At 59.9% G+C, this 24384-nt stretch carries 20 protein-coding genes; 7 read left to right on the top strand and 13 right to left on the bottom strand.

What is annotated here, in order from left to right:
- Positions 1-37 precede the first annotated feature (37 nt).
- Entirely contained in the window at positions 38-2116 is a 2079-nt protein-coding gene (locus ACYVDM_RS19115) for a primosomal protein N' (RefSeq protein WP_415787781.1), read from the top strand.
- Between the two features lie 13 nt (positions 2117-2129).
- Complete coding sequence (locus ACYVDM_RS19120) at positions 2130-4187, top strand: UvrD-helicase domain-containing protein (RefSeq protein ID WP_415787783.1); 2058 nt, start codon at positions 2130-2132, stop codon at positions 4185-4187.
- A gap of 51 nt (positions 4188-4238) precedes the next feature.
- On the opposite strand, the gene ACYVDM_RS19125 is transcribed toward ACYVDM_RS19120, so the two are convergent.
- The 8 genes from ACYVDM_RS19125 to ACYVDM_RS19160 are packed head-to-tail and all read right to left on the bottom strand — an operon-like array spanning position 4239 to position 12864.
- The gene (locus ACYVDM_RS19125; RefSeq protein WP_415787785.1) at positions 4239-5366 is read right to left on the bottom strand and encodes a M20 family metallopeptidase; all 1128 of its coding nucleotides are present in this window, start codon (positions 5364-5366) and stop codon (positions 4239-4241) included.
- 36 nt (positions 5367-5402) lie between these two features.
- Entirely contained in the window at positions 5403-6305 is a 903-nt protein-coding gene (locus tag ACYVDM_RS19130) for an alpha/beta hydrolase family protein (RefSeq protein ID WP_415787787.1), read from the bottom strand.
- A 6-nt stretch (positions 6306-6311) separates the two neighbouring features.
- Positions 6312-7313, bottom strand: coding sequence for an ABC transporter ATP-binding protein (locus ACYVDM_RS19135; protein ID WP_415787789.1), 1002 nt, complete (start codon positions 7311-7313; stop codon positions 6312-6314).
- A complete protein-coding gene (locus ACYVDM_RS19140) occupies positions 7310-8293 on the bottom strand; it encodes an ABC transporter ATP-binding protein (protein ID WP_415787791.1) in 984 nt (327 codons plus the stop codon). Before ACYVDM_RS19140 ends, ACYVDM_RS19135 begins: the two co-directional genes overlap by 4 nt.
- Entirely contained in the window at positions 8290-9210 is a 921-nt protein-coding gene (locus tag ACYVDM_RS19145; RefSeq protein WP_415788854.1) for an ABC transporter permease, read from the bottom strand. The genes ACYVDM_RS19140 and ACYVDM_RS19145 overlap by 4 nt, the downstream gene beginning before the upstream one ends.
- 4 nt (positions 9211-9214) lie before the next feature.
- Entirely contained in the window at positions 9215-10192 is a 978-nt protein-coding gene (locus tag ACYVDM_RS19150) for an ABC transporter permease (RefSeq protein ID WP_415787793.1), read from the bottom strand.
- Between the two features lie 50 nt (positions 10193-10242).
- Positions 10243-11856: an ABC transporter substrate-binding protein gene (locus tag ACYVDM_RS19155; RefSeq protein ID WP_415787795.1), complete on the bottom strand. Its 1614-nt coding sequence runs from the start codon at positions 11854-11856 to the stop codon at positions 10243-10245.
- 36 nt (positions 11857-11892) lie between these two features.
- Complete coding sequence (locus ACYVDM_RS19160) at positions 11893-12864, bottom strand: M14 family metallopeptidase (protein ID WP_415787797.1); 972 nt, start codon at positions 12862-12864, stop codon at positions 11893-11895.
- A gap of 333 nt (positions 12865-13197) precedes the next feature.
- Between ACYVDM_RS19160 and ACYVDM_RS19165 the strand changes: the two genes are divergently transcribed.
- Positions 13198-14106 (top strand): LysR family transcriptional regulator, encoded by a 909-nt coding sequence (locus ACYVDM_RS19165; RefSeq protein ID WP_415787799.1) that lies wholly within the window; start codon positions 13198-13200, stop codon positions 14104-14106.
- 88 nt (positions 14107-14194) lie between these two features.
- Here ACYVDM_RS19165 and ACYVDM_RS19170 read toward each other — a convergent pair whose 3' ends face one another.
- The 4 genes from ACYVDM_RS19170 to ACYVDM_RS19185 all read right to left on the bottom strand — a co-directional run bounded on the left by ACYVDM_RS19170 (position 14195) and on the right by ACYVDM_RS19185 (position 18423).
- Positions 14195-15820 (bottom strand): ABC transporter substrate-binding protein, encoded by a 1626-nt coding sequence (locus ACYVDM_RS19170; protein ID WP_415787800.1) that lies wholly within the window; start codon positions 15818-15820, stop codon positions 14195-14197.
- A 411-nt stretch (positions 15821-16231) separates the two neighbouring features.
- A complete protein-coding gene (locus ACYVDM_RS19175) occupies positions 16232-16465 on the bottom strand; it encodes a hypothetical protein (protein ID WP_415787802.1) in 234 nt (77 codons plus the stop codon).
- 94 nt (positions 16466-16559) lie between these two features.
- Positions 16560-17411 carry an NAD(P)H-hydrate dehydratase gene (locus ACYVDM_RS19180; RefSeq protein ID WP_415787804.1) on the bottom strand — a complete coding sequence of 284 codons (852 nt, stop codon included), beginning with the start codon at positions 17409-17411 and terminating at the stop codon, positions 16560-16562.
- Positions 17412-17427: 16 nt separating this feature from the next.
- Positions 17428-18423 carry an NAD(P)H-dependent flavin oxidoreductase gene (locus ACYVDM_RS19185; RefSeq protein ID WP_415787806.1) on the bottom strand — a complete coding sequence of 332 codons (996 nt, stop codon included), beginning with the start codon at positions 18421-18423 and terminating at the stop codon, positions 17428-17430.
- A 149-nt stretch (positions 18424-18572) separates the two neighbouring features.
- Between ACYVDM_RS19185 and ACYVDM_RS19190 the strand changes: the two genes are divergently transcribed.
- From ACYVDM_RS19190 to ACYVDM_RS19205, 4 genes are all read left to right on the top strand, one after another.
- Positions 18573-19229: a TetR/AcrR family transcriptional regulator gene (locus ACYVDM_RS19190; protein ID WP_415787808.1), complete on the top strand. Its 657-nt coding sequence runs from the start codon at positions 18573-18575 to the stop codon at positions 19227-19229.
- 11 nt (positions 19230-19240) lie between these two features.
- Complete coding sequence (locus ACYVDM_RS19195) at positions 19241-20389, top strand: acyl-CoA dehydrogenase family protein (protein ID WP_415787810.1); 1149 nt, start codon at positions 19241-19243, stop codon at positions 20387-20389.
- A 152-nt stretch (positions 20390-20541) separates the two neighbouring features.
- Complete coding sequence (locus tag ACYVDM_RS19200) at positions 20542-21765, top strand: CaiB/BaiF CoA transferase family protein (protein WP_415787812.1); 1224 nt, start codon at positions 20542-20544, stop codon at positions 21763-21765.
- Positions 21766-21813: 48 nt separating this feature from the next.
- Positions 21814-23340, top strand: coding sequence for a 3-hydroxyacyl-CoA dehydrogenase (locus ACYVDM_RS19205; RefSeq protein ID WP_415787814.1), 1527 nt, complete (start codon positions 21814-21816; stop codon positions 23338-23340).
- Here ACYVDM_RS19205 and ACYVDM_RS19210 read toward each other — a convergent pair.
- The gene (locus ACYVDM_RS19210) at positions 23337-24248 is read right to left on the bottom strand and encodes a LysR family transcriptional regulator (protein WP_415787816.1); all 912 of its coding nucleotides are present in this window, start codon (positions 24246-24248) and stop codon (positions 23337-23339) included. The two genes, ACYVDM_RS19205 and ACYVDM_RS19210, sit on opposite strands and share 4 nt — an antisense overlap.
- Between the last annotated feature and the right edge of the window lie 136 nt (positions 24249-24384).

Here is a 24384-nt window from a genome sequence, read left to right on the forward strand (position 1 = left end):
GTGTACGCTTTCGCCATGCCATTGATATTTGCCGCCTATGTCTGACGTGCCCAACGGCCTGGGTCCGTGTGCGGTTTGGGTGCGTGTGGCGTTGGATGTGCCGCTGCCTGGTCCTTTTGATTATCGCGGACAGGTGGCCTTGCCTGTCGGGACGCGCGTCATTGTGCCGTTTGGTCGTCGCAAGCTGGTGGGCGTTGTGGTCGACAATCCCGCCGAGCCGGCCATTGATCCCGCCCAGGTGCGTGAGATCGAGCAAGTCCTGGAAGACCTTCCTCCCCTGCCCGAGGATTGGTTGCGATTGGCACGGTTTGCGGCTGATTACTATCAGCGCCCGTTGGGCGAGGTCATGCTACCGGCCATGCCGCCGCCCCTGCGTAAACCCTCCGCCTACCAGGGCAAGAGGTCAGGACAAGGTCCCGTGGCGCGCCTGGACGCGCGCAAGGCCAAACCTGTCGCTGCGCCGACGACACCCGACAAGGCCCCCGCACTGAACGCGGACCAACAGATAGCAGTGGACACGGTGACCGCGCTAGAGGGTTTTAAACCCGTCTTGCTGCACGGGGTGACGGGTAGTGGCAAAACCGAGGTCTATCTTCATATTGCCCAGCGCGTACTGGCGGCAGGACGCCAAGTGTTGTTGCTGGTGCCAGAAATCAATCTGACGCCACAGCTCGAGGGCGCCGTTCGCGCACGCCTGGAGTCGGTGCTGGGGGCGGATGGTCTGGCCGTGATGCATAGTGGCTTATCGGACGGAGAGCGCGTACAGGCCTGGGCGCGTGCGCAACGAGGCCAGGCACGCATGCTGCTGGGCACGCGCATGGCAATTTTTGCGCCGCTCTCTGATCTCGGCCTGATCGTGGTCGACGAAGAGCACGACGCCTCGTATAAGCAGCAGGATGGATTGCGGTATTCCGCACGTGATCTGGCAGTGTGGCGCGCGCGTGATCAGAATGTGCCCGTGCTGCTCGGCTCTGCGACACCCTCGCTGGAAAGCTGGTATCACGCAGGACGGGGCCACTATTTGCGCCTGACATTGACGGGGCGTGCGCGGGTCAGCAGTTTGCCGAAGATCAGGTTGATTGATACCCGGCGTTTGCCGATGCGCGAGGGTATTTCCCCTCAGTTGAGCGACGCGATTGCCCAGCGGCTGGAAAACGGCGAGCAGTCGTTGGTGTTCCTGAATCGTCGTGGCTATGCGCCAGTGCTGCATTGCGCATCCTGCGCTTGGGTCAGTCATTGTCCTCGCTGCTCGGCTTTTACCGTGTTGCATCGAGCCGCCGGGCGCGGCAATCGCTTGCACTGTCATCACTGTGGATACCAGGCGCCTGTGCCGCGGGCTTGTCCAGAGTGCGGTGACCAGGACCTGGAGCCCATGGGCCGGGGAACGCAGCGTGTCGAAGAGCATTTGGCCGAATTATTTCCTCAAGCGCGTATTTCTCGTATTGATGCCGACAGCACGCGTCGCAAAGGCAGTGCGCAAACCCTGTTTGCGGCCGTCCACGCGGGTGAGGTCGATATTCTGGTGGGGACTCAAATGGTCGCCAAGGGACATGATTTTGCCCGACTGGGTCTCGTTGGCGTACTGAATGCAGACTCGATGCTGTTTGCCCATGACTTTCGGGCGCCTGAGCGCTTGTTTGCGCAATTGATGCAGGTCGCCGGGCGAGCGGGGCGACACGTGGGCGAGGGCGAGGTCCTGATTCAGACGGGCTATCCCGAGCAAACCGTGTATCAGGCGTTGTTGCGCCATGATTATGCGGGCTTTGCCCGCCACGCACTCGAAGAGCGTGAAACCACGAGCCTGCCGCCTTTTGCTTATCAGGCGTTGTTGACGGCGGAGGCGCGCGAGTTGGCACAGGCTGTGGCGTTCCTGCAAGAGGCTCGGGATTTGGCTGAGCAGGGCGGTTTTTCAGGCACGTCATCGTTAACGCTGTACGATCCTGTACCGTTGCGCGTGGTGCGAGTCGCCAACATCGAACGCGCGCAACTACTGCTCGAGAGTACGAGCCGACCCGCTTTGCAGGCATTCTTGACGGAGTGGTCCGCCCATCTGCCGGCATTGGCTTCGCAATCCCGCATCCGCTGGCAGTTGGAAGTCGATCCCCTGGAAATTTGAGTTGTCGTTCCCCATGTCTGATAGCGCGCCCATAGGTCACGGTCTGAATCCTGCCCAGAAAGAGGGCGTGTTGTATCTGGACGGTCCGTGTCTGGTGCTGGCCGGCGCAGGCAGCGGCAAGACGCGCGTGATCACGCAGAAAATCGCCTACCTGCTGCGTGAGTGCGGCTATATGGGGCGCAATGTGGTGGCGCTGACGTTTACTAATAAAGCCGCGCGCGAAATGAATGAGCGCTTGCGCACGCTGGTCGATCGCAAGCTGGCCAAGGGCTTGACCATCAGCACCTTCCACTCGCTGGGCGTCAAAATGCTGCGCGAAGAAGCCCGGCACGCTGGACTGAAACCGCAGTTTTCCATCCTGGATGCGGACGATGCGATGTCCATCATCCAGGAGTTACTGGCCACGACGGATCGCGGTCGATTGCGTACGGTGCAGTCGACGATATCGCTTTGGAAGAACGCACTACTTAGCCCGGATGATGCGGCGCGCATTGCGGCCACGCCGGCAGAGTCCGAGGCGGCGACGGTGTATCGCAATTACGCGGCCACCCTGGCCGCATATCAGGCAGTGGATTTTGATGACCTGATCCGGATTCCCGCGCAATTGCTCGAAAGCAACGAAGAGGTTCGTACGCGTTGGCAGAACCGCGTACGCTATTTGCTGGTGGATGAATATCAGGATACCAACGCTTGTCAGTATCGGTTGGTGCAACTGCTGTCTGGGGACCGGGCCATGTTTACGGCAGTGGGGGACGATGACCAGGCGATTTACGCGTGGCGCGGCGCCACCATGGAAAACCTGGCCAAGCTCACGACGGATTATCCGCAACTCAAGCTGATCAAGCTCGAGCAAAACTATCGCTCCGTGCAGCGTATTTTGGCGGCTGCCAATACGGTGATTGCAAAGAACCCCAAACTGTTCGAAAAGAAACTCTGGTCGGATTTGGGGGTGGGCGAGCCCATCGTGGTGTCCGCCATGGACAACGACGAGCACGAGGCGCAATCCGTCGCGATGAAGATCTCGGCCTCTCGTTTTGAGCGCCAGGCGCAGTGGAAAGATTTTGCCATCCTGTATCGCGGCAATCACCAGTCGCGCATCCTGGAGCAGGCATTACGCAATCTGAAAATTCCATACACAATTGCAGGCGGTCAGAGTTTCTTTGACAAGGCAGAGATCCGCGATGTTCTGGCTTATCTGCGCCTGGTGGCCAATGATGACGATGATCCCGCGTTTATTCGCGCGGCGACCACGCCCAAGCGTGGCATCGGGCAGGCCACCCTACAGGTGCTGGGCCAGTACGCGGCGCAACGCGAGGTGTCACTGCTGGCCGCTGCGGCCGAGTCCGGCCTGGAAAGCCTGTTGCAGCCTCGTCAACTCGAGTCGCTACGTACATTTGCCGAATACATTCGCCGTCTTCAATGGCGTGCAGGTCGTGGGCGCACAGACGGACAGGGTTCTCCGGAACCCGCTGGCGCCATCCTGGACGATATGCTGGGGGCGATTCAGTACGAGCGTTATTTGTACGACACGCTAGAAGAAAAACCCGCACAGACGCGCTGGGAAAATGTGCTGGAGCTCACCGGTTGGCTCAAACGCAAAGCTGACGAAGACGGCATGTCATTGTTTGACCTAGTGCAACACGTGGCGCTGATCACCATGCTGGAGCGTGGCGACGAAGAAGAGCCCGACGCGGTCAAGATGTCGACCCTGCACGCATCCAAGGGCCTGGAATATCCGCACGTGTACCTGGCGGGTGTCGAAGAGGGGCTGTTGCCACATTTGGGCAAAGACGACGAGGATGGCGATCCCGCTCGCGCAGCGGAAAACCTGGCGACCCGTATTCAGGAAGAACGGCGCCTGATGTACGTCGGCATTACCCGGGCCCAGCGTAGTTTGAATTTAAGCTGGTGCAAAAAACGCCGCCGGGCACGCGAAGACCTCGTGCGCGAGCCGTCACGTTTTATCGAAGAAATGGGGCTGGGTGATGTGCGCGTCGAAGAAGACGAGGCCACGCGCGCGATGAGCCCCAAAGAGCGTCTGGGGATGCTGAAGGCACTGCTGAAAAAGTGATGCTCGCGTGCGGCATGGGGTACCCGCCACGCAAGCCTCGTTACGGTCGTGTCAAGCCAGTTGACGCAATAACAGTTCCCAGAATTTCACGCGCGTTTGCAAGGTCGAAATCAGGATGTATTCGTCCAGTGTATGGGCGCCGTTGCCATCGGCACCCAGCCCATCAAGGGTGGGCACGCCCATGGCCGACGTGAAGTTGGCATCGCTGCCGCCACCCGTCATAGGCGCCTCGGCCAGGTCAAAGCCTGCCTCGCGAGCATAGCCCTGCACCTTTGCCAACAGGGCGGCGGCCGCGTCCGTGCGCACCATGGGTGGCCGGTTCAGTGCGACATCAATGTCCAGTTCGACATCAGGGCCCACGGCGCACAGGTTACGCATGCGACGCAGTACGTCTTCGGCGGCACCCATATCGGGAACGCGAAAATCCACCACACAACGGCATTGCGCGGGAACGGTATTGGTCACCGTGCCGCCGGCAATCGTGCCTACGCTGACTGTCACGCCGCGTTCGTAGTCGGTCATGGCTTCGAGCGCCAGCACTTGGTGTGCCATCTCACGAATCGCGCTACGGCCTTTCTCGTGTTGCATACCGGCGTGGGCGGGACGGCCCTTGACGTTCAGGCGCAGCATGCCTGTGCCTTTACGTGCTGTGACGCAGCCGCCGCCGTCGGGGCGGGCGGGCTCACACACCAGGCCATATTTGGCGTTCGCAGCATAGCGCTCGATCGTAGCGCGAGACGCATGGCTGCCGGTTTCCTCATCGGGCACCATCAGAAAATCGACGGGCAATTGAGTGGAACCCGGTTCGACCAGCGCGGACAACGCGGTCAGGGCCAGGTAGATACCGCCCTTCATGTCGTAGCTGCCGGGACCATACAGGCGGTCGCCTTCGATGCGGCAGGGGTTCTCTTGCAACGTACCCACCGGGTGCACGGTATCCAAGTGCGCCAGTACCAAAATGCCTGGACGGCTATCGCCCGCTACGCGATTCGTAGCGTAGAGCAGCGGGCCAGTGTCGGGGCCCAGCGACGTCACTTCGACGGTGAGGCCGGCGGCTCGGGCGTGTGTGTCGACCAGGGCCGCCATCGCAGCGACGCCTTCGGGCGAGTTCGTGGGTGACTCGCAACGCACCCACGATTGGATGCCGGCAACCAGGGCTTCAGTGGCGGGTACGGACATGGTGATCTTCCAGGTAGGCAATAAATAATCGGGAAATCAGGCGACTTGTTGACCGGCCATCTTGGCCAATTCCTCGTTGCTGGGCAACTTGCCCTCGAACCACAGGCTGGCGCAGGCGGCGGACATCACGCGGCCGTCGTGGCCGATGCCCGGCACGACTTGCAATGTCCAGCCAAACGGGACGCCACGACGCTCGGCTTCGCGTTTGCCGGCTTCGAAATAGTGATGAGCGCGCGCAAAACGATGCGAGCCCTGACGTAAGGCGGCGGGCTCGGATGGCAGATTGGGGTCGTTGGTGGAAATGTCCTGGTCGCCTGCCAGAATGGTCATCGGGTAGGCCAACAGGCGCACCAAGTGATCCTCGGTAAGACCGACGCCATCCATTCCCTCCGGAAAGCGGTGTTCAAAGGTGGGTAGCGTGTACCAGCCCGGATTCCCTGCGGTGACCGCGCAGAATGGCGTATGGGCTTGGCTGCTCATCAGGCGATGGACAAACTGGCCGCCCGCCGAGTGCCCGAACAAATAGGCTTGCTCGACGTCTGTAACACCAGAGGCACGTAAATCGGCAAATACCCGCCCGACCAGGGCATAGGTCCAGCCATCGACGTGACGGGGATTGCCGCCGGGGCTGAACACGCGGCCATTGTTGTAGCTTTCTACGCCGGGCCAGATTTCATTGGAAAACGTGGGCGCCACAATCAATACGTTGTGCCTATCCGCGGCCGGGATCCAGAAGTCGCGATAGTCGTCGCCGTTGCGCAGCACGCCATGCTGCACGATGACGACGGGCCGATCGGCGGTATAGCCATACGGTCGGTACGTCTGCAGCGTGAAAGGGCGGTCGGCATTGCGGTCATCATCGATATAGGCAATGGCGTTACGACCCGCGTGGCCCAGTTCCTGGGCGATGCGGTCGGCATTGGAGAGTTCTGGCTTCATGGTGGACTAGGTGTTCAGGTGGCAGGCCGACCAATGGCCGGGCGCGATTTCTTTGAGTTCGGGCACTTCTTCGCGGCAACGCGCGGTGGCATGAGGGCAACGCGGATGAAAGGTGCATCCCGGAGGCGGGTTCAGCGGCGAGGGAATCTCACCTTGAATCGGTGTGAATTTCCGGCCGCGACGACTCACGTCGGGCACTTCGGCCAGCAGCGCGTGGGTGTACGGATGATTGGCACGCGCGAAAATCTCGGTCGCGGGCGCGCGTTCGACGATTTTGCCTAAGTACATAATGGCGACGCGGTCAGCGATATGCTTGACCACGCCTAAATCATGGCTGATGAACATATAGGTAAAACCGTGCTGCGCACGCAAGTCCATGAACAAGTTGATGACTTGTGCCTGGATCGAGACGTCGAGCGCGGCAACAGGTTCGTCGCACACGAGAAATTTGGGCGATACCATCAATGCCCGCGCGATACCGATGCGCTGACGCTGGCCCCCGGAAATCTGGTGCGGGAATCGGTCACGGTATTCGCGATCCAGCCCGACCTCGGACAAGGCACGATCAATGCGTTCGGGAATCTCGGCGATCGGCGCAAGTTTGTGTACTTTCAGGGCCTCGCCCAAAATCTGGCGTAGACGCTGGCGCGGGTTCAGCGAGGCTTGCGGATCCTGAAAGATCATTTGCACGCCCAGCGTATACGCCAAATGTTCAGCTCCCCGCAGATCTGCCGTCGACTGCCCTTGGTAAAGCAGTTGTCCTTCGGTCTGATGATGCAAGCCGGCGACGACGCGCCCCAGCGTCGACTTTCCACAGCCGGATTCGCCGACCAGGCCTAGCACTTCGCCGCGCGGAATGGACAGGTCAACGCCGTTGACAGCGTGTACGGTGCGGCGGTCGATGGGTTTGCCCGCCAGAGCCAGCAAGCGCTGGGCCAAGTCAGGACGTTGCTCGAAACGTTTGTGAACGTTGCGCAGCTCGATAACAGGGGAGTCTTGCGGGGTCATGCGGATGCGGTCTCGCGGGCGATCGGGGCGTAACAGCGGAAGCTGCGCGGGCCTTCTTGTAGAACAGAGGGAGCTTGCTCGGCGCAACGTGTAATGGCGTTGGGACAACGTGGGCGGAAGGCACAGCCTACGGGCCGACCGGCCAGACTAGGCGCCATGCCGTCAATCTGATGCAGGCGTGAACCGGGTGCACTATTGGCGGGCATGGAGTCCAGCAGCCCTTTGGTATAGGGGTGGCGCGGCGCGTCGAGTATCTGATTCACCGGACCGGCTTCGACAATCCGGCCGGCATACATCACGGCAACATGGTCCGCCAGCTCGGCGACCACGCCCAGATCATGCGTGATCCAGATCAAGGCGGTGTTGTGTTGGCGGCAGATTTCCTGCATGCGATACAGGATCTGTCCTTGAATCGTCACGTCCAGCGCGGTGGTGGGCTCGTCGCAAATAATCAGGTCAGGCTTATTCAGCATGGCGATGGCAATCGCCACACGTTGACGCATCCCGCCCGAAAATTCGTGCGGATAGCTGTCCAGCCGCTTTTCGGGCGAGGGGATGCCCACCATGGCCAGCGCTTCGCGGCAGCGTTCACGCGCTTGGGCGACAGGTACGTTTTCATGCGTGAGGATGGCTTCCATCATCTGTTCGCCAATCTGCAACACCGGGTTCAGTGTCATCAGCGGATCTTGAAAGATCATGGCGATGCGGTTGCCGCGTAGACGGCGCATGCCTTCTTCGTCGAGCTTGCGCAGATCCTGGCCTTTGAATTGAATCTCGCCGGATACGATCTCACCCGGTGGGTCGATCAAGCCCAGCAATGAAAAGCCCGTGACAGACTTGCCCGATCCCGATTCGCCAACCAGACCCAGAATCTCGCCACGTCGTACAGTCAGATCTACGCCATCGACGGCCGGCCAGGCGCCGGCTTCTGTGTGAAAAGCGGTACGCAATCCGCGCACCTGAAGGAGGATTTCGTTCATGCTCGTCGCGGGTCCAGGGCTTCGCGCAGGCGGTCGCCCACGATATTGATAGTCAAGATCAACAGCAGCAGTGCTACCCCCGGGAACATACTGATCCAGTAGTCGCCCGAGAGCAGATACTGGAATCCATTCGCAATCAGCAAGCCCAGCGAGGGCTCTGTGATGGGTACGCCCACGCCCAGAAACGATAGTGTGGCTTCGAGCGCGATGGCGGTGGCGATCTGAATCGTCGCAAACACCATGACAGGTCCCAGACAGTTGGGCAGCAGGTGATAGACCATGATACGCCACGCGGGAAAGCCCAGATTCGCAGCCGCCTCGACGTACTCCTTGCGGCGTTCCTGCAAGGCGCGACTACGCATGATGCGAGCATAGTGCGCCCACTGCACCACGACCAATGCGAGGATGACCTTGTCAACACCACGGCCCATCATGGCCAGCAGCACCAGGGCCACGAGAATGGTGGGAAAGCCCAGGATGAAATCGACGATACGCATAATCAGCGTGTCAACGAAGCCACCCACGTAGGCGGCAACCAGTCCGGCCATGCTGCCGATGGCGGTGGACAGCGCCACCGCCGTCAGACCCACCATCAGGCTGATGCGCAAGCCATACAGAATGGCACTGAGCATGTCGCGACCTTGATCATCGGTACCCAGCAGATAGACCACGCCGTCCATTGATGTTGAGCGTGGAGGCAGGCGGCCATCCAGCAGGTTCAGGTTTGCGAGATCGTAGGGGTTTTGCGGCGCAAAATACGGCGCGACCAGTATCAGTACGATCAGCACGGCCAGCGCAATGGCAGAGCCTATGACGGTAGGGCGGCTACGCAGTTTTTTCAGAATGGCGACGCGTTGTGGCGTGTCATCCAGTGGCTGGATGGTGCGCGTGCGGCTGTTTGGAGTCGGATAAGCCATGGCGTTAATGCGAGGGGGCAACAAGTTGCACGCGCGGGTCGAGCGTGGCATACAAAATATCGACAACAAAATTGACGATAACGAAGATCAGCGTGACCAGCATCACGTAGGCTACGACGACAGGGCGATCCAGTTGGTAGACGCTATCGATCAGCAGCTTGCCCATGCCGGGCCAGGCGAACACGGTTTCGGTGATGGTGGAGTAGGCGATCAAGCTGCCGAATTCCATCCCGACCACCGTGACCACGGGGATCAGGATATTGCGCAGGATGTGCCGGCGCACAATACGCCCGGGCCGTACCCCTTTGGCACGGGCGAATTTCACATATTCTTGTGTTTGGGCCTCGGCCACGCCGGTGGCGGTCAGACGCAGTACCAGGGCGATATTGGCCAGCGCCAGGTTGATGGCAGGCATGATCACATGCGACCAGCCGTCCAGGGTCAGGATCGAGAGCGGTACCCCCAGCACGCTGACCGTATCGCCGCGTCCGGAGGCAGGCAGCCAGCCGAGCCAGACCGCAAACAGCAGAATCAGCATCATGCCTTGCCAGAAATTGGGCAGCGAAAAACCCAGGATCGACGAAGCCATGATGCCGCGGCCCAATGGGCGCTCGCGATACAGGCCCGCGACCAGGCCAAGCGGAATACCGATCACACAGGTCAGCGTGATGGCGACCACAACCAATTCGAAGGTGGCCGGCATACGTTGCACGATGAGTTCGACGGCAGGAATGCCGTGCACGAAAGACGTGCCCAGATCACCATGCAATGCACGCCCGAGAAAGGTGAAATATTGCTGCCAAACGGGTTGGTCCAGCCCCAGGCGGGCGATGGTGGCGGCACGCGCCTCCACGGTGGCTTCGGGGCTGACCAGCAACTCGATCGGGTCTCCCACGGCATAGACCGCGAAAAAAACCACGACCGATACGGCCAGCAGGACAAACAGGCTTTGGATCAACCTGCGCAGGGTAAACAGAACCACTTTATGCGTTCCTCGGGGCTTGCAAAAATACGGCTGACACGATGCCAGTACTAGGGAGCAGATTTCACTGATGTTGCGAGAGTGTACTGGTCTGCGCGTCCTTCGTAGCTTAGCCCCTTGCGGAATGCCCAGATGCTGCTCTCGAAATGCAGGGGAATGGCGGGTAGATCGGCCAGCGTGAGCGTCAGTGCTTGTTGCAACAGTTTTTCGCGCTGGGCATCATCGACGGTGGTGACCGCCTGACGGAATATTCGATCCAGTTCCGGGTTAGCGTAGCGCCCGTAGTTGCTCGTGCCCATGCCCAGTTCAGGTGCAAACGACGTTACCCAGTACTGGAGAAAAGACGAAGCTTCTCCCGTTTCCGAGGACCAACCCCCCATGGCGAAGCTGAACTCGCGCTTGGCCCGTTTGGGGAAATACACCGAGCGGGTCATGGCGTCGACATTCGCCTTGATCCCCACGCGTGACAGATACTGCGCCACGGCCTGAGTGATCTGGCCATCATTGATGTAGCGGTCGTTGGTGGACGACAGCGTCATCTCGAAACCATTTGGATAGCCGGCCTCAGCCAACAGTTTCTTTGCCCCTTCGGGGTCGTAGGTCAGTTGCGGTGGGTTGGGCAGCGTGCCAAACATGCCGTCGGGCAAGAATTGATTCGCCGGCAGCGCCATGCCGTCCATGATCCGATCAACAATCGTCTTGCGGTCAATCGCCATGCTGATCGCACGCCGCACGCGCACATCCTGCAAGGGATTTTTGCCGTTTTCGGCTTTCACTAGCGGGCTGACATCGCGACCCACGTCCGGCTGGAAGTACACCACGCGCACCGATGGCGTCACAACATAGTCAAAGCCCGGGGTATTTTTAATGCGTTGCACATCGCGGGCAGCCGGACTTTCGACGACATCAAAGTCTCCGGCCAGCAAGCCCGTCAGCCGCGGGCCGGCGTTCGGTACGGGCACGAAACGCACGTTGGTCCATTCGGGCTTGTCGCCCCAGTAGCCATCATTGCGTTCGAGCTCAATGCCGTTACCTTTAACGTAGGACTTCAGCTTGTAAGGGCCAGTGCCGATCGCATTTTTGCCATTATTGAAGTCGGCGACCTTGGGCCAGGCGCCGGTGACACCGCATTTTTTTTCCAGATCAAACGTAATGGGGCCGTGCTCGGCGATGCCATTCCAAATGATGCCCATACGCGTCAGATCATTGGGCAGTAAAGGATAGGGCTTGTGCGTCTTGATGATCAGCGTCTGCGCATCCGGCGCCTGGACACTGGAAAATTTTTGTACGACCGCGGCATACGAGCCCGCAATCGACTCTTCATTATTCATGGCGCGGCAGAACGTGAAAATCACATCTTCCGGCGTTAACGGCTGGCCATTCGAAAACTTCACCCCTTCTTGCAGCTTGAACTCCCACGTGGTGTCGTCCAGCGTTTTCCACGAGGCGGCCAAGCCCGGGACTAGGCTCATCTTGGCATCTTGCGCGGTCAGTGTCTCGAAAATCTGCGAAGCCATGGCGTTGTTCGGCGTGGCTTGGTGATAGTGCGGATCGATAGCCGTGGGCTCCGAGGCCAGTGCAATGGTCAGGGATTCGGCGTGCGCGCCGGCAGCCAGGCCGAGCAATGCGACCAAGGCAGTTATGCGAAAGCGAGAGGCGATCATAGGGAGTCTCTAAAGCGGATTCTAGGGAGCGAGCATTCAAGCGATCGGTTGAGCCAGGCGCATGACCGTCACGCCAGGGCGGACGTTGGCCAGGGACGGCATGATCAATACGCAGTTGTCAAAAGGCGTGCTAAACGGTTCGCCGTCGTTCCAACCCAGCAACGTACCTGCCTCAGGCAGTTTTTCCAGTCCCTGCCAGGGCTGGGCAAAACGCACATTTTCGCTTTTTGCCGCGATCGCATGTGTGACGCGCAAGGCTTCTTGAGTGGGCGCATTGGGGGCAAACCAGCCTGCGGGGAGATCGCCGCGATCGACGATGCCCGCGGTAACCAGGAATCGAGCCATCTGATCTTCTGCGACGGTACGCGCTTGCGGATCGCCATGAAAGCCGCATTCGATCAGCAACGAGCGGGTGCCGTTGTCGCCATCTTGTCCAAAACGGCCATAGTCGCGCATGCGCACACCGGCCGCATGGCCTGCGTCAGCGATGATGTTTGCCGGGTTGCCGAGCTGCAGGGCCAGTTCAATGTTACGGGGTTGTATGCCGGTCAGTTGCAATGGCACATCCGAGTTGCTCATCGAATGGAAATCCAATAGCCAGTCAGCCTGCGCGACCCAAGGTTGCAGGGCTGCGGCGCGACGTCGTTCCTGAGTTGTTGGCTCCGCGAGCTTGTCCTGGCTCCAGACCCGATTCATGTCTTCGTCCACGTATCGGGCCGGCAGGTAGTTGGCCGCATCAAATCGATCAAAGGCCGCCAAATTACAGAATGCCAGCGTCAATTTGCCGGAACCGGGCCGCACGCTGCTGGCTAGCAGCGTTTTCAGCGCCCAGGCGCCACATAGCTCATTGCCGTGGATCAGGGCAGTCAGCATGACGTGCTTGCCAGGGACACCGGAATCAAAGTGCCACACGCCCGGGGTGTCGGTGTTGCCTACACGTTCCATGGACAAGTCAGGGCAAGGGAGCGTAAACGGGCGTAGCGCGGCGGCAGAGTCAGGCGTGGACATAAGGGCTTCGCATGTGAAAGTTTCGCAAGAGGACGACACGAAGGGGAAGCATGACGCCGACACACGTACGATTCCACCCGTGCTTACGAGGGGCGTACGCCGTGCAAAATAGCCGGCTCAGTGCCAGGATCACAGTTTTCCCCCTGGAATTCACCGCAGGCCTGAGGCTCGCGCGGCACTAATTCTTATCAGACGCAGATTCTAGGAGTCAGTGAGCTTTCTCGACAATTAGAATATTTGCCATGGCATTTGCTTTTTTGGCAAAGCTTGAGGTGCAATACCCGGCAACCTTGGTGGGTTGATACACCGATCAGAGCGTAGGAACAACGGATTATGCATGGCATTGCATTGAGGTATTTCGTCGAAGTCGCCGAGGCAGGCAGCTTGAGTGGTGCGTCCAAACAATTGCACGTAGCGGTATCGGCGATCAGTCGGCAAATTGCCGGGCTCGAACAAGAGGTGGGTGCTTCGCTGTTCGAGAGGGCACCGCGCGGGATGGTCCTGAGCGAGGCTGGGCGCCTGCTGCTTGCCCATGCACGGCGCACACAGTTGGAGTCCGAAGAGGTGTTGCGACAGATCTCGGGCTTACAGGATGCGCCGCATGACGAGATTCGGGTGGGGGCGTCAGAAGGCCCCGCGCAAGGTTTCTTGCCTGTGGCGATGGTGGACTTTCGTCAACAATATCCACGTACCCGTTTTACGCTGGACGTGCTGACTCCGCCCGAAGCCATGCAGCGCATCGCCAATGGCGATATCGACGTGTCGGTATCTTTCAATGTTGAACCTGCCCAAGGCGTCAAGGTACTGCACTCGTGGCGAGCCCCCGTTTACGCGATCATGGCGCGTAACCATCCTTTGGCCGAGCGTAGTTCACTGCAACTGGATGAGGTCTTGGCCTATCCCTTGGCCCTGACCGACGACAAAAGCACAGCACGGCGTCTGCTGAACCGCAGCTGTGCGCTCGGGGGGGTGTCATTGCATGCGGCATTGGTGTCCAACTACTCACCTTCTCTGCATGGGTTCGTGCGTCATTCCAACGCGGTGATGTTTGCGGGATACATCTCGGTCGCCTGGCGCCTGGCGCAAGACGGCTTGGTCGCACGACCGGTCATTAGTGCCGAACTGCAGTCGCGAAATTTGCAGATTCAGACTATGGAAGGCCGACTACTCCCGACGGGCGTCTCGCGCTTCATCCGACACCTCAAAGTTCGCATTGATGCGCTGGAGGCGACATTGGAATAACCCCTCGGTGCCCGATATGATCAGGGAAGGGATTGCGGTGCCTGGCAGACCCACCTCGATGGCGCCAGACACCGCGTAAACAGAGCGCTTACTTGCCCGCCGCCGGATGGACCGACATGGCCAGCGTGTACTGGTCGCGGCGACCTTCGTAGCTCAGACCCTTGCGAAACGCCCAGATACTGCTTTCTAGGTGCAGCGGAATCAGAGGCACGTTATCTAGCGCGATCTGCGTGGCTTGCTCCAGCAATTGTTTGCGCTTTTCGGGGTCGATCGTGACGATGGCCTGCTCATAAACCTTGTCAAAGTCAGCGTTCGAGAACCCGCCGTAGTTGCTGGTGCCCAGGCTGCGTGCCGAATCCAGCGATGCCACCCACAATTGGAACAGCGCCGAGGCTTCGCCGGTTTCCGAGGGCCAACCGCCCATGGCAAAACTGAATTCACGCTTGGCGCGCTTGGGGAAATAGATCGACGCCGTCATGGCATCCACATGAGTCTTGATGCCGATGCGCGACAGGTATTGCGCTACGGCTTGCGTGACCTGGCCGTCATTGACATAACGGTTGTTGGTGGATGACAAGGTCAGCTCAAAACCATCTGGGTAACCGGCTTCGGCCAGGAGTTTCTTGGCGCCTTCAGGATCGTATTTGATCTCGGGCGCTTTGGGCAGTGCGCCAAACATGCCGTCAGCCATGTATTGGTAAGCCGGCGTGGCCAAGCCGTCCATGATGCGCTCATTGATGGTTTTCCGGTCGATGGCCATGTTGATGGCTTGACGCACGCGCAAGTCTTGCAGCGGGTTCTTGCCGTCGGCGCTTTTGACGAAAGGACTCGGATTGCGGCCGACGTCGGGTTGGAAGAACACCAGTCGGGTCGACGGTTTCGAGACAAAACCGTAATCGCTGTTGTCTTTCAGACGCGGCAGATCACGCGCTGCCGGGTTTTCGATCACATCAAAATCGCCCGACAGCAGGCCGGTCAGACGCGGGCCTGCGTTGGGCACCGGCACAAATTTCACGGTTTGCCAGTGCGGCTTGTCGCCCCAATAGCCTTCGTTGCGTTCCAGCTCGATACCGGTGCCCTTGACGTAGGACTTCAGTTTGTACGGGCCGGTGCCGATCGCGTCTTTACCGTTATTGAAGTCCGCCACTGTCGGCCAGGCTCCGGTGACGCCGCAACCTTCTTTGGGGGCAAATTTCAGCGGACCGTGCTCAACAATGCCATTCCAGATGACGGGCAGCTGGCGGGCCAACTCGGCCGGCATCAACGGGAAAGGTTCCTTCGTTTTCAGAATGATCGTGTGATCGTCAGGCGTTTGCACGTCCGTCAACAGTTTGGTGACCGTCATGTACGACTGAGAGACGTTGGTCTCGTTATTCAGCGTGCGGCATATGGAAAACAGGACGTCTTGCGAGGTAAACGGCTGGCCGTTCGAGAACTTCACGCCCTCGCGCAGCTTCAGTTCCCAGGTCAAATCGTCCAGGTTTTTCCACGAGGTGGCCAAGCCCGGAATGAGCTCCATATCGGCATTGCGATTGATCAGCGAGTCGTAGACGTGCGCGGCAAACGCATCATTCTGAGTTTGCTTGTGATAATGCGGATCGGCAGAGGTAGGCTCCGACGACAAGGCAATCGTCAGAGACTGGGCCAAGACGGTCGGCGCGACGGCAAGGCCGGCGCTGGCCGCCAGCAGGGCCAGAGAAGTACGCAAATTCATGAAGAGCTCCGAATCGGCAAATGACTGCACTACAGTGAGCAGGGTGCCTAAAGTAGTAATCAATCGTTGCAAGGGGGCGATTATCGGGAGCGGCTTCGTGCGTTGTCAATGCGCACCACCTTCAAATGATGGTCGGGTAATCCCGGTTGCTTTGGCCAAAAACAACAAGGCGCCGCTCCCCGCTTCGGGGTGCGGCGCCTTGGGGCGCATGATGTTACACAGCTGGGTTATGCGGCCTTATAGCCACGCTGCGTTCGGCAAAAGTATTGTTCGGCGGACTGCATCGCCACATCGTGGCACGCGTGCGAAAACGTTTGCGGGCAGCTGGTAAAGCCAGCGGTGTGTCATGGCAAGCAGGCAAATCTATTGCCGCCGGCCCTTTTCAGGGGTGGGCGGCAAGTTGCCTGCTGATTACCACTGCGAGCCGGTGTAGTGCGAGCTGGCGGCGCGGGCGCGGTTCATGGCGTCGAAAACTTCAGCGACATAGTCCGCAAAGGCACCCACAGCGTGGGAGATCGCAGCGCCGGCTTTCTTGAGCGCGACTTGCGGTTGGGCATTCTGTTGGCTTTCCATTGCGCCGCGGAGCAGGTCACGTTCCAGCGCATCGGTCAGGCGGGTATTTTGGTTCAGGGTCAAAGTAGTCATGGTTTTTTCCAGTCCGTTTCGTCATGGGGTAAACCATTATAGGGATAACCCTATGTGCAATGCAACATAAACCTGTGGATAAGTTGTAACGAGGTTATTTGTGGTGATTGCGCAACTGTCGGGCGGCGTCGGCCAGCTCGCCGGCTGTCATGCCGATGGGGCCAACGCCGGCTGCAACCAGGGCGTCAGCGGCCGCCCCGTGCAGCCAGACCGCACCCGGTACGGCTTGATCCAGTTCGATACCCTGGGCGATCAGGCTTCCCAGCATGCCGGCCAGCACATCACCCGTGCCGGCCGTCGCCAAGCCAGGATTGCCGCTGGTGTTGATCGAGCACTGACCATCGGGGCGGCAAACCAGTGTGCCCGCCCCTTTCAGGACTATCCAGGCGGCATGTCGCTGGGCGAGCGCACAGGCCGCGCGCTGGCGGTCGGCTTGGATTTCGCGAGGAGTGCAACTCAGCAATCGAGCCGCCTCGGCGGGGTGTGGGGTCAATATGACGGGACCGGGGCCCCAAGCCGGCAAATGGCCATTGGCCAGCAGATTCAGCCCATCGGCATCCAGCACCAGTGGGACATTGCCGCGCTCGGCGAACACGGAGCGAAGCGCCGTTAATGCCTGAGCGCCGGTACCTAGTCCACAGCCGGCCACCCAAGCGTCGACCGGGAGTGCGGCCTGGAACAGCGCAGTGGCGCTACGCAGCATCAACTCGGGTTGCAGCAGATCGCACGCCATCGGGCAATCTTGCTGTGCAAAACCAACCAAGACCTTGCCCGCGCCGATTTTCAGGGCCGCGCGTCCCGCCAGCAACGTTGCACCCGCCATGCCGGGACCGCCGCCTACGACGGCGACCGTGCCAAATGTGCCTTTGTGAGAGTCACGCGGGCGCGCGGCAAACAACGCCGGCAGTTCCTGGGGGCGGATCGGAGTGGCGGGATGATCGGTCATCGTCTACCACCTCGACTTAGTCCGCCAAGATCTTGCCGGCCAATCGGATTTGCCCTTGCCGATATTCCTGTCGCAGCGTCGCAATGATCTCGCCCGCCGGGCGCACGTTGTCGATGCCGCCAACGCCTTGGCCTGCCCCCCAGATGTCCTTCCAGGGTTTGACCCGCCCCGATCCAAACACAGACGATCCCGTATCGGGGTCGGGCAGATTCGCAGGGTCCAACCCGGCCGCCGCAATGCTGGCCTTGAGATAGTTGCCCGGAATGCCGGTAAAGAACGGGGTGTACAAGATATCGGACGCGCTGGCATCGACAATGGCTTGTTTATAGCCCTCTGGAGCGTTGGCTTCGGCGCTCGCAATAAAGCGCGTACCCATGTAAGCAAAGTCGGCCCCCATTGCCAGCGCGGCCAGGATGCCCGAGCCGGACGTGATCGCGCCGGACAAAATAATCGGGCCGTCATAAATACGCCGGACCTCCGACAACAGGGCGAAGGGGCTGAGCGTGCCTGCATGGCCACCGGCGCCCGCACACACCAGAATCAGGCCATCGACGCCCGCCTCCAGGGCTTTTTCGGCATGGCGAACGGTCGTCACGTCATGGAAGACCTTGCCGCCCCATGCGTGAACGCCAGCCACCAAATCGCCCGGCGCGCGCAAGCTGGTGATGATGAACGGCACTCGGTGTTTCCCGCAGATTTCCAGGTCGTGCTCAAGGCGGTCATTCGTCTTGTGAATGATCTGATTCACCGCAAATGGCGCAACGATGGCCGACGGGTTTGTCTGACGGTGGTCGGCCAGGCCCGCCTGCACTTCGGACAGCCAATCGTCCAGCAAAGTCTGCGGGCGCGCATTCAGCGCGGGGAATGACCCCATCACACCATTAATGCATTGCGCGATCACCAGTTTTGGATTCGACACAATGAACATGGGCGAGCAAATGACCGGCAACGTCATCTGCGCGTAAAGCTGATTGACCAGGGGGTGATGCTGGACGTCGTCGCGTGCGTTCATGATCAGAGGTGAAAGAGTTGAAGGGAATCAAAACTCGTGTTTATAATTATCTACCGGCTGTCCGGTAATTAATCATCTTTCATTTAACGGTATGCGTTGCCGGCCTGTCAATGCAGGTTTACGGATGTGTTCCGCCACAGTAGATTCAGATGCCCACCCGCTCACCTCCCGCCAAACGGCCCCGCGCGGGTCGGCCACCGACAATGGCCGCTCCGCGAGAACGCATCCTCGAAGAGGCCGCGCGGCTATTCGCTCGGTGCGGTTACGAAAGCAGCTCCGTCGCCGATCTGGCGGCGGCGATTGGCGTGTCCAAGGCGGCCATCTATCACTACTACACCACCAAGCAGGATATCTACGATGCCATCATCCTGGATGTACTTGCCGGCCTGACGGCGGCGGTATCACACGCGGTGGCACAGGCTACGACGGCGCCCGAGCGGTTACGCCAGTTCATGGCGGCCCATGCACGCTATTTTGAAAGCCATCATGCGCAGTTTGTCACGATGCTGATCGGCTATTCAGGTATGGCCATCACCGAGCGCGAAGATGCCGCCCGTTTGCGTGATGACTACGAGCAACGGCTGCGTCGCATCATTGCCGACGGTATCGCGAACGGTGAATTTCGTGCACTGGACGTCGCGGCAACCGGCCGCGCGGTGTTATCCATGCTGAACTGGATGGCGCGCTGGTATCAACCTGGCGGCGCTCAGACTGCCGAAGCCATCGTCGCAGGCTATTTTGATCTGCTGGTGGGGGGAATGTGCGTCCCCGCTTCTCATCCCCCCAATTATCCCCATTTACGCTAATAGACCCCACCATGGCTCTCGATACTGAAACCTTGAACTTATTGCTGGATGCGGTACGTCGCTTCGTGACCGAGCGGCTCGTCCCTGCCGAAGACGCCTTAGCCCACAGTGGTGAAATTCCCGCCGATATCGTTGCCGAAATGCGCGACTTGGGCCTGTTCGGTTTGTCCATCTCCCCCGATCACGGCGGTCTGGGTCTGACCATGGAAGAAGAGGTGCGCGTGGTGTTCGAGCTGGGCCAGACGTCGCCCGCCTTTCGTTCGCTGGCCGGCACCAACATCGGTATTGGTTCACAGTCGATTGTGCTGGCGGGGACGGACGAGCAGCGCAGCCATTATTTGCCGAAGCTGGCCAGCGGCGAGTTGATCGGGTCATTCGCCCTGACGGAGCCAGACGCCGGTTCGGACGCTATATCGCTGCGAACCACGGCCGTGCGTGATGGCGATCACTATATTATTAATGGCACCAAGCGCTTTATTACCAATGCCCCGATCGCCGGCTTATTCTCGGTAATGGCGCGCACGGCACCGGAACGCAAAGCGTCATCCATCTCATGTTTTCTGGTCGACGCGGGTACGTCAGGCGTGACCTTGGGCAAGCCTGATAAAAAAATGGGCCAGGCCGGCGCGCTCACGTGCGATGTGATTTTTGACAATTGCCGCGTGCCGGCTTCTGCCCTGTTAGGTGGCGAAGAAGGCAACGGCTTCCGTACCGCCATGCGTGTGCTGGACAAGGGGCGTTTGCACATCTCGGCCCTATGCGTGGGGATTGCCGAGCGCTTGATTCGTGATGCTGTCCAATACGCCACGCAGCGCAAGCAATTCGGTCAGCCCATTTCCGAGTTTCAGTTGATTCAAGCCATGATCGCCGATAGTCAGGCCGAGCTGTACGCCTCGCGATGTATGGTGCTGGACGCCGCCCGCAAGCGGGATCGCGGTGAAAACACAACGCTCGAGGCCGCTTGCTGCAAACTCTACGTCACCGAAATGGTGGGCCGAGTGGCCGATCGTGCCGTGCAGATCCATGGTGGTGCTGGATACATTTCCGAATACGCCGTCGAACGCTTCTATCGCGACGTTCGCCTGTTCCGTATCTTTGAGGGCACGTCGCAAATCCAACAGTTGGTCATCGCGCGAGAAACAATCAAGGCCTATTCGTGATGCGTATCCGGTGATGCGCGCGGTTCATGTGCGAAATGCGCACATGGACGTGCGGAAAACGGAATACGTCGCGACCGCGGCAAGGGCTAATATCTAAAGGTTTTACCTCTGACCGCTTGATCACGCAGCTACTGCATCTACCTATCGTCAACATGTCACAACGACCCGCCCCGCTGACCGGCATTCGCGTACTGGATTTGACTCGCGTATTGGCCGGCCCCTGGTGCACTCAGAATCTCGCTGATCTGGGTGCTGAAGTCATCAAAATCGAACGCCCGGGCTCGGGCGACGATACCCGAGCCTGGGGCCCCCCCTATCTGAAGGACGGTGAGGGCGTCGACACTACCGAGGCTGCCTATTACCTGAGCGCCAACCGCAACAAGTACTCGGTCGCGCTAGACATTGCTTCGCCGCGTGGGGCGGAGGTCGTGCGCCAATTGGCCCGTCAAAGCGATATCCTGGTCGAGAACTTCAAGGTCGGCGGCCTGCGTAAATACGGTCTGGACTACGAGAGCCTGAAGGCCGAGAACCCGGGCCTGATTTACTGCTCGATCACCGGTTTTGGCCAGACGGGACCCTATGCCAGTCGTCCTGGCTACGACTTCATGATCCAGGGGATGGGTGGCTTGATGAGCCTGACCGGCGAGCGCGACGACCTGCCTGGCGGCGGGCCGCAAAAAGCCGGTGTGGCCGTGGCCGACCTCATGACAGGTATGTATTCCACCGTCGGTATCCTGGCCGCCTTGCACGAGCGCGGCCGCAGCGGCCTGGGTCAGCATATCGACATGGCGTTGCTGGATTGCCAAGTCGCCATGATGGCCAATCAGAACCTGAACTATATGACCTCGGGCAAGGTCCCCCAACGCGCGGGTAACGCCCACCAGAACTTGGTGCCGTATCAAGTCTTTGCTGCCAACGATGGCCATTTGATCGTGGCCGTGGGTAACGATAGCCAGTTTCGCAATTACTGCCGCGTGATTGGTACCCCTGAACTCGCCGAAGACCTCCGTTTCTCCACCAATCCGCAACGCGTACAGAATCGCGAGACCTTGGTGCCCTTGCTCGCCGATCGTATGGCGACGGGAAAGCGTGACCATTGGTTGGCAGAGCTAGAGGCCGCCGGTGTCCCAGCGGGTCCCATCAATACCCTGGATCAGGTGTACGAGGATCCACACGTTCAATTCCGGCAGATGCGGCGGGAGTTGCCTCACCCCACCGCGGGGGCGGCACCTATTGCCGCCAGTCCGTTGAAATTCTCGGACAGCCCAGTGCAGTACCAGCGTCCCGCACCCCTATTGGGACAACACACGCAGCAAGTATTGTCGGAAAAGCTGGGCTTGTCCGACGCAGAGATTCAGGCGCTGATGGCGGGCTAGTCATTCTTCGCGCCGTCTCGTAAAGCAAAAAGTACAGGAGCAGACTCGATGACAATTGATATTCAGACGATCGCTATCGTCGGTGCCGGCGCCATGGGCCGTGGCATCGCGCAAATCGCTGCGCAAGCGGGTGTACTGGTACGCCTATACGACACGAATGCCGATGCCGTGGCCGCCGCGCGCGAGTCCCTGCGTCAGCTCTGGGACAAGCTCTCTCAAAAGGGCAAGCTCACGGCCGAGCAGGCCGACGCCGCGCTGGCACGTGTGCAGCCCGCCGGCAGTCTGCAGGACTTGGCAGACTGCCAATTGGTCATCGAAGCGATTGTCGAACGGTTGGATATCAAGCGCGATCTGTTCTCGCAACTTGAAGCCATCGTCAGTGCCGACTGTATTTTGGCTTCCAATACCTCGTCACTGTCCATCACCGCGATTGCCGCGGCCTGCAAACAACCACAGCGCGTCGTCGGGTTTCACTTTTTTAATCCCGTTGCGTTGATGAAAGTGGTCGAAGTCATCGACGGATTGCGCAGTGATCCCACAGCGGGTGATGCATTGGCGGCGTTGGCGCGTCGTATGGGCCACACGCCTGTACGCGCCAAAGACATGCCGGGTTTTATCGTCAATCATGCTGGGCGTGGCATGAATATCGAGGGCCTGCGGGTGGCTCAAGAATCTGTGGCCTCGTTCTCGCAAATTGATGCGATCATGCGTGAGCAAGCGGGCTTTCGTATGGGTCCTTTTGAATTGATGGACCTGACTGCGCTGGACGTGTCGCATCCCGTCATGGAATCGATTTACCAGCAGTTCTACGACGAGCCACGTTTTCGTCCTTCGCCCATTACTGCCGTACGCTTGGCCGGTGGCCTCATTGGTCGTAAGGCAGGCGAGGGCTTTTACACCTATCCCGAGGGTCAAAAGCAGGTTCCGGTCGAGCCTCCCGTGCCAGCGGCTCAGGCCGGTCTGCAAGTCTGGATCAGCCCCGCCCACGCCGAGGGTAACGCACGCGCTCGTGTTTTGCTGCAAGCCTTGAGTGCCAGTATCGTTGACGTGGCCGAACCCCCCGAGCAGGCTTTGATTATCGTGACCCCTTTGGGTGAAGACGTGTCCACCTGCGCGGGTCAACAGCAGCTCGACGCGAGCCGTACAGTCGGCCTGGACACCCTGCATGCTCTGGAAACCGGCAAGCGCCGCACACTCATGCTGTCGCCCGCTACACAACCGGCCTGGCGCGACGCGGCCCATGCGCTGCTGGCCAGCGATGGTACGCCTGTCAGTGTGATTCAAGACTCCCCGGGTTTTGTCGCGCAACGCATCGTGGCTGCCATCATCAACGTGGCCTGCGACATCGCGCAGCAGGGCATCGCCACGCCGTCCGATATCGACCGTGCGGTGACGCTGGGCCTGGGCTATCCCGCTGGCCCGCTGGCGATGGGCGATGCACTAGGTGGCGCGCGTATCCTGGAGACGTTGCGCAATCTGCAGCGTGTCACGGGCGATATGCGATATCGCCCCAGCCTGTGGCTGCAGCGTCGTGTGCAGTTGGGCCTGTCGTTGCTGGCCGAGCCGCTGGCCTAAGGCAGCGTTTGCTGGTCGCGTCGTATCCGAATCGCGTCTTCGACCAGCGTCTCAAACTCGTCCACCAGGGGCGAGCGGGGACGGAATGTGGGTCGATACACCGTTAGCAGGTAATCCACGCTGATCGACAGCGGCCGCACGACAATGTCGGGGCCGGCGCTGTCCTGTGCGCTAAACGGGTTGATGATGGCGACGCCGAGCCCTTGCTTCACCATGGCACACACGCCTGCGCTGCTCGATGTTTCGATGCGCAGGATCCGCGTGACGTTCGCTTCGGCAAAGATCTGGTCGATGCGGCGCCGATAGGCGTCGTCATTCGGAAAATGGATACATTCGACGCCGTCGAAATCCTTGGGGTGCAGCACCGCCTTGCAAGTGAGCGGATGCGACTTGGGCAGAATGCAGACTTCTTGCCCGGCCGGCAGGGTGCGCGCGGCCACGTTTTCCACTGATGGGCCGGGTTCGGCCAGGCCCAGGTCGTAGTGCTGCCGCGCCAGGGCATCCATGATCTCCCTCTGCCCATTGGAATGAATGGTGAGTCGTACCCCCGGATGACGGGCCATAAACTCACGGCATACGGGCGGCAGCAGGGTTTGCGCATACGTCGTCAGGCAGATGATTTGTATGTGCCCCAGCGTGTGATCCTTGATCGCCGAGGCGGCGCGCAGGATCTGGTCCAGGCCCGCATAAGAGCGCAACACCTGCGAATGCAGTTCAGCGGCTTGTGCCGTGGGGCTCAGTGTGCGGCCCTGGCGGTTGAACAATTGCAGGCCCAGCGCACGTTCCAGGGCTTTGAGTTCGCGACTGATGGTGGGTTGCGAGGTGCGTAACAGTTCCGCCGAGCGCGTCACGCTTCCGGTCGTCATGACGGCGTGAAAAATCTCAATATGTCGAAGGCTTGCGGGCATCAGAGGGGCGTCGGAAATATATCAGAAGCGGAGGAAATGCGATGAATTTGATATTTTGAAGATGCATATCGTACATGCCATCATTCGTGGCGTCAGCGTGCGCCGTGAATACAACGTTACACGCCTTAGTTGCATA

The organism is Bordetella tumulicola (assembly GCF_054779135.1).

Bases quoted from the DNA above. Each gene is read 5' to 3' on its own strand.
- ACYVDM_RS19185 (WP_415787806.1), bottom strand. From the start codon at position 18,423: ATGAACGCACGCGACGACGTCCAGCATCACCCCCTGGTCAATCAGCTT.
- ACYVDM_RS19210 (WP_415787816.1), bottom strand. From the start codon at position 24,248: ATGCCCGCAAGCCTTCGACATATTGAGATTTTTCACGCCGTCATGACG.
- ACYVDM_RS19140 (WP_415787791.1), bottom strand. From the start codon at position 8,293: ATGAACGAAATCCTCCTTCAGGTGCGCGGATTGCGTACCGCTTTTCAC.
- ACYVDM_RS19195 (WP_415787810.1), top strand. From the start codon at position 19,241: ATGGCTCTCGATACTGAAACCTTGAACTTATTGCTGGATGCGGTACGT.
- ACYVDM_RS19155 (WP_415787795.1), bottom strand. From the start codon at position 11,856: ATGATCGCCTCTCGCTTTCGCATAACTGCCTTGGTCGCATTGCTCGGC.
- ACYVDM_RS19145 (WP_415788854.1), bottom strand. From the start codon at position 9,210: ATGGCTTATCCGACTCCAAACAGCCGCACGCGCACCATCCAGCCACTG.
- ACYVDM_RS19205 (WP_415787814.1), top strand. From the start codon at position 21,814: ATGACAATTGATATTCAGACGATCGCTATCGTCGGTGCCGGCGCCATG.
- ACYVDM_RS19175 (WP_415787802.1), bottom strand. From the start codon at position 16,465: ATGACTACTTTGACCCTGAACCAAAATACCCGCCTGACCGATGCGCTG.
- ACYVDM_RS19130 (WP_415787787.1), bottom strand. From the start codon at position 6,305: ATGAAGCCAGAACTCTCCAATGCCGACCGCATCGCCCAGGAACTGGGC.
- ACYVDM_RS19160 (WP_415787797.1), bottom strand. From the start codon at position 12,864: ATGTCCACGCCTGACTCTGCCGCCGCGCTACGCCCGTTTACGCTCCCT.
- ACYVDM_RS19125 (WP_415787785.1), bottom strand. From the start codon at position 5,366: ATGTCCGTACCCGCCACTGAAGCCCTGGTTGCCGGCATCCAATCGTGG.
- ACYVDM_RS19165 (WP_415787799.1), top strand. From the start codon at position 13,198: ATGCATGGCATTGCATTGAGGTATTTCGTCGAAGTCGCCGAGGCAGGC.
- ACYVDM_RS19180 (WP_415787804.1), bottom strand. From the start codon at position 17,411: ATGACCGATCATCCCGCCACTCCGATCCGCCCCCAGGAACTGCCGGCG.
- ACYVDM_RS19115 (WP_415787781.1), top strand. From the start codon at position 38: ATGTCTGACGTGCCCAACGGCCTGGGTCCGTGTGCGGTTTGGGTGCGT.
- ACYVDM_RS19200 (WP_415787812.1), top strand. From the start codon at position 20,542: ATGTCACAACGACCCGCCCCGCTGACCGGCATTCGCGTACTGGATTTG.
- ACYVDM_RS19120 (WP_415787783.1), top strand. From the start codon at position 2,130: ATGTCTGATAGCGCGCCCATAGGTCACGGTCTGAATCCTGCCCAGAAA.
- ACYVDM_RS19190 (WP_415787808.1), top strand. From the start codon at position 18,573: ATGCCCACCCGCTCACCTCCCGCCAAACGGCCCCGCGCGGGTCGGCCA.
- ACYVDM_RS19135 (WP_415787789.1), bottom strand. From the start codon at position 7,313: ATGACCCCGCAAGACTCCCCTGTTATCGAGCTGCGCAACGTTCACAAA.
- ACYVDM_RS19170 (WP_415787800.1), bottom strand. From the start codon at position 15,820: ATGAATTTGCGTACTTCTCTGGCCCTGCTGGCGGCCAGCGCCGGCCTT.